Here is a 4,824-nt window from a genome sequence, read left to right as displayed (position 1 = left end):
ACAAATATGATTTTGTTTACCTTGTTTATTGATGCCATTTTTACGGATATGGGTAGATTTACATTCAGGGCATTGCATTTTGATTTCCTCCATTCATATCTCTATTATGCAACGCCAAATTTTCAATGTGACACTTTAGGGTGCGGAATGTGGGTAAAAAGATTGTATCCGTCAATAACATCTTGACAGACCACTTAGTTTGATGATCTAAAATTTGAGTGTTGTTGCATCAACTTAAGGTAGAACATTCATTCTTGTATTTTGTGATTGCGATCGCTAATTGAACGTGAAGTTTATGACTGGCTTTAAAAGCCATGTAATGAGCGGTGGGAATAGTTCCCAGTAAACTCAAATCACCAATTAAGTCCAATAATTTATGTCTTGCTGGCTCATTATCAAAGCGTAAAGGAGGATTTAACCATTGATTTTGATCGCAGACTAAAGCATTTTCTAAACTGCCTCCTTTAATTAAACCAGCCTTTTGTAAATATTCAATTTGATCGGCAAAACCGAAAGTCCGGGCTGATGCGATCGCTTGACTAAAACTTTCCCGATCAGGACTCCAACTATACCATTGATTACCGATCGGTTTATAGGTAAAATCGATGCCGTAGGTAAAACGTAATTCAGGGGAAGGAATCGCCGCCACAAAAGCATCTCCTTCGTACAACCAAATCGGTTGAGAAATAGTTAAATCTGATGGAGAAAAAGAGTTATCTAAACCAGCATTTTCGATCGCTTCTACCCAGATTTTGGCCGAACCATCAAGGAGGGGAATTTCCGCACCATCCACCTCAATGCGAGCATCCTCTACCCCCAAAGCGGTTAAGGCTGCCAATAAATGCTCAACGGTTCTAACCTTTGCTTCTCCTCGTCTCAATTCCGTTGATAAAGTTGTTTGGTAAACCGAAGAAACTAGAGCGGGAATAATCGGTTGATTGGCTAAATCTCTGCGGACAAAATAACGTCCTTCCCCCGGATTTGCCCCACAGACGCGCACCCTTGTTATCTCCCCCGAATGCAGTCCAATTCCCGATAATTCAAATTGTTTAGCGATAGTAGAAACCATAATTATTAAGTAATAAAGCTTTGATCCGTGAACAGCAAAAATAACTAAATTTATCGATAACTGATAACTGATAACTGATAACTGATTAGAATCGTTCCCCGATACCGAAATGGAGACGAGAACCACCATCGACATTAAAACCGAAGTCAACCCGAATTTGGCCGACGGGAGATTGTACCCGAACACCCAAACCGTAACCGAGACCGATACCGGGTAAATCCCGAACAATCCCGGGTTGACCGGGGACATCGCCTTGGGAACCAATAGTAGTGCCGAAATCGACAAATAACGCCCCCCCGATAATTGCGACAATGGGAAAACGATATTCGGCCGTCGCTTGGAAATAACTGCGACCGCTACCCACTTCTCCCTCGGCGTAACCCCGTACAGAGTTACTACCCCCCACAATAAAAGCATCGTAGGGGGGTAAATCGCCTAATACTGTCCCTGCTTGCACATTAAAAGCGAGGGATTGCTGACCTTTAAAAATATCGGTTTCAAAGAGATTAAAGGAATTAATAAACCGAACGGGGATAAAGTAACTATAACTACCCCGAACACGAGTGCCGAAAATACTGCCAGAACCGACCGGAATAGTTTGTTCTAAACCTAGACGCAGGAAAGAGCCACTGGTGGGCTGCAGGGGATTGTCGCGAAAATCTCGAATAGCGCCAATATTTAGGGAAAGTAGATCATCGATCCCAGAGGAACTAAAAGCCAGTTGTTGACTGCCAAAACCATTGAGAGGTGCAGACAGGGGGGAGATGTCACCATTGGCATTTTGCACCTGTACCTGTTGATAGTTAAAGCCTAGGGAAACCACCCATTTTGGTTTCGTAAACACATCGGGGGCCAAAGGACGGACAAAAGTAATACCACCACCCGTCCGGACGATACGGGGACTATCATTATCGTTAAGCGTCCGAATCGAGGAATTCTCCCCATCATAAACCAGAGAAATCGACTGTCGCCGGAAAACGTTCACCGTGTAGGAAGTGCGGAAATTATCCTTGGCAATCCAAGGATCGGAAAAACTCAGATCAAATAAAAATTCCCGTTCCCCTAACTGGACTTCTGCCCCTAAAGTTTGATTATTACCGCCAAAATTGCGCTGTTGATAGCTTACAGTGCCGAATAAGCCCGCATTCGAGCTAATACCACCCCCAGCAGCCAGGGAACCAGTATTACCTTCCACCACATCGACGTTAACAATCACCTCCCTTGGGTCGCTGCCGGGGGAAAAAGACAGACGCACATCCTCGAATAAACCGAGACCGAAAACACGCTGTAAATCCTGTTGGGCGGTATTGCGGTTGAAAATATCCCCCGCTTTTAGGCGCATTTCCCTAGTAATGATAAATTCTCTGGTTTTACCCTTGACTGGTTCCTGTTCGACGTTAAAGTAGCGTACTTGAATTTTTTCGATTAAACCTTCGGAAATGACCAAAATCACCCTACCATCGGGAGTGACTTGCGGCGCACCGATTACCTGGGCCAGATCATAGCCGTTTTTACTGTACCAGTCATTGATTTTTTTTACCCCCGCCTGTAATTCCCGTAAATTCAGGGTTTTGCCGTATTGACTAGCGAAAATTTCCTCGACCACCCCGGCAGGTAAAATCGATTTGTCCATGGTTTCCGGGGCAATTTGAATCTGTACACCCTGAAAAACGGGGTTAGGTTGCACCTCAAAGGTGACTCGCACCCCTAGGGGCGTATCTTGGGGAACTGCCCGCACATCGGCAAAAAAGCCCGTGGCAAAAACGGCGTTAATATCTTCTTGTAATTGCGATCGAGTCGTGCTTCGTCCTGGTCGGGTGCGAATGGTATTATAAACTAGATTTTCTAATTCTCGATCGGACCCCTGTACTACCACTTCGGACACCAAAACTCGCGACTCCTCCGCCGGCACCGGTGGGGCTGTTGTGGGAGTTTCTGCAGGGCTTGGGGTTTCCGTCGGGGTTTCCGTCGGTGCTGCCACGGGTGGCGTAGTTTCTCCCGTCGCAGGAGGCGACTGTACTATCTGCTCGATGCGGGGAAAAACCATTTCTTGCGGTTCTTCTTCGGCCATTACCGTCCCGTGAAATAATCCGAAAATAGCCAGCAGCAGAGCCAGCGAGGAATATCGCCCCGAAAAATTGAGATTTTTAAGCACTTCCACACACCCAGTAACACCATTATGGTTTTTTTGTTTTCTCTGCCCGAGAAATTTAACGAACGTTAAAACTCTAGCAGATTGCTTACTCTCAGTAAATCCCAGCTTGACCGGTGACTCAAGAGATACTGCATCAGGTCTGATATGGGTCAGCCGTCAGCATTAAGTTTTTATCTTGCCATATCTTAGCTTTTTCTGGTTTGGCTCTATTCCAATTCACCCTCTGGGATTATTGCCAACTCGGTTGGCGCACAATTAAATACATATCTTCCTAACTCACCAAAATTAAAAACAATTAAGTTTATTCTTGTGGGAATCCCCCAGCTTTTTACATCCGGGCAGATGTCAACGTCTCGTTTTTAATAACTGTACCAGTTGCGAGACCTGTTGGCGATTGAACATTTGCAGCAGGGTACTAGCTACTAATTCCGGTTCTAGGGTAATTAGGATTTGTGGTAATTTGGCGGCGGCTAATAATTGCAATTCCTGACTGACGGTGATTTCTTCCCCTCGACCCCATTCTAGTAAATCACCGGCTTGTTTTAATTCTTTAATAATAACCGGGGCGAGAGTGCGGTAGGAATGTTTGGGGTTAGCCAGGGCTGATTCGGCATTTTCAACTAAATATTGCCACTTTTGCTGTTCTGAAGCCAATTGAGACAGAGATAAAGTTAACTTTTGTAATTGCTGACGGGAAGCACTGGTTTCTTCCTGTTTGAACAGTTGTAACATCTGTTTGAGGATATCTCTGACGCGGATGGAGATAGAAGACGCTGTCGCAACAGCTGGGGTAAATTTTTGGGGGTCGAGAAGATAGTTAAGATGGGCCTGTAATTCGGCAAAAGTTGGTTCACCTTTTTTAAGGATAGCGTTAGCTTCCTCGGCTTGCAAACCTAATGGACCGGACAGCTTATCGATCAATATCTGAAGCAGATCATAACCCTTGAGGAACAAAGATTCTAATTTTTTATCCACTTGTATGGGATTTTCTTTCAGTATTTTAAAAGCATCCTCAAGACGGTGAGCAGTTTTTTGGATACTGCCATAACCTAACATGGCCGCTCCCCCCTTAATGGAATGGGCGGCACGAAACATCTCGTTCATCTGTTCAGTATTGTTCACGAGATTGCCTAAGTCTAAAATCCCCTGTTCCAAAGTTTCCAGGTGTTCTTTGGCTTCTTCGATGAAATAGCCGAGAATTTTCTGAGCGTTAGCGGAGTCCAAGGTCTTATCCCCCTTATCACGATGCTGTCTAGTCCTAGATTGCCCAGTTTTTCAGGAAATATATCAGTTATGGGGCAATGGCTAGGAAAACTGGCCCAGACGGACACAAGCTAAGTTCAAAAGCCTGCCCACAAGGGTTCTCAGCTTCTCTTGCTTAAAATAGATCGATACAACGGCAGGCAAAAAGCTAAGAAAAGAATCGGGGATGGGAGCAAGCTGACTAGAAATTATTCTTGATAAGAGGAAACTGAGTTGTTGACTATACTTTGCACGGCTACAACTTGCATTTTTTACTCAAGGACAATAATATAGTTTAAGAGTCATAATTAGAAGCAAAGCACTCATTAAAAACATGATTAACCTAGAATTCACGGAA

The 4,824-nt window shown here is 44.5% G+C and carries 4 protein-coding genes; all 4 read right to left on the bottom strand.

Annotated features, from left to right (window positions below; all coding sequences use genetic code 11):
- Window positions 1-78 (bottom strand): transposase-like zinc-binding domain-containing protein (locus EWV66_RS24085; protein WP_502705652.1); only part of this gene is annotated, 78 nt, incomplete at its 3' end.
- Between the two features lie 151 nt (window positions 79-229).
- Complete coding sequence (gene lpxC, locus EWV66_RS08810) at window positions 230-1,069, bottom strand: UDP-3-O-acyl-N-acetylglucosamine deacetylase (protein WP_043995723.1); 840 nt, start codon at window positions 1,067-1,069, stop codon at window positions 230-232.
- Window positions 1,070-1,154: 85 nt separating this feature from the next.
- Window positions 1,155-3,140, bottom strand: coding sequence for a BamA/TamA family outer membrane protein (locus EWV66_RS08805; RefSeq protein WP_221634923.1), 1,986 nt, complete (start codon window positions 3,138-3,140; stop codon window positions 1,155-1,157).
- A gap of 429 nt (window positions 3,141-3,569) precedes the next feature.
- Window positions 3,570-4,448, bottom strand: a complete 879-nt coding sequence (locus tag EWV66_RS08800) for an Hpt domain-containing protein (RefSeq protein ID WP_002787402.1) — start codon at window positions 4,446-4,448, stop codon at window positions 3,570-3,572.
- Window positions 4,449-4,824 lie beyond the last annotated feature (376 nt).

The sequence above is a fragment of the Microcystis sp. M_OC_Ca_00000000_C217Col genome (genome assembly GCF_007095585.1).
Lineage (GTDB): Bacteria > Cyanobacteriota > Cyanobacteriia > Cyanobacteriales > Microcystaceae > Microcystis > Microcystis panniformis.
The sequence above is the reverse complement of the archived record's forward strand: the minus strand, read 5'-3'. Positions and strand labels throughout refer to the sequence as shown.

Excerpts from the sequence above, each read along its gene's own strand:
- lpxC (WP_043995723.1), bottom strand. The coding sequence starts at position 1,069 with ATGGTTTCTACTATCGCTAAACAATTTGAATTATCGGGAATTGGACTG.
- EWV66_RS08805 (WP_221634923.1), bottom strand. The coding sequence starts at position 3,140 with ATGGCCGAAGAAGAACCGCAAGAAATGGTTTTTCCCCGCATCGAGCAG.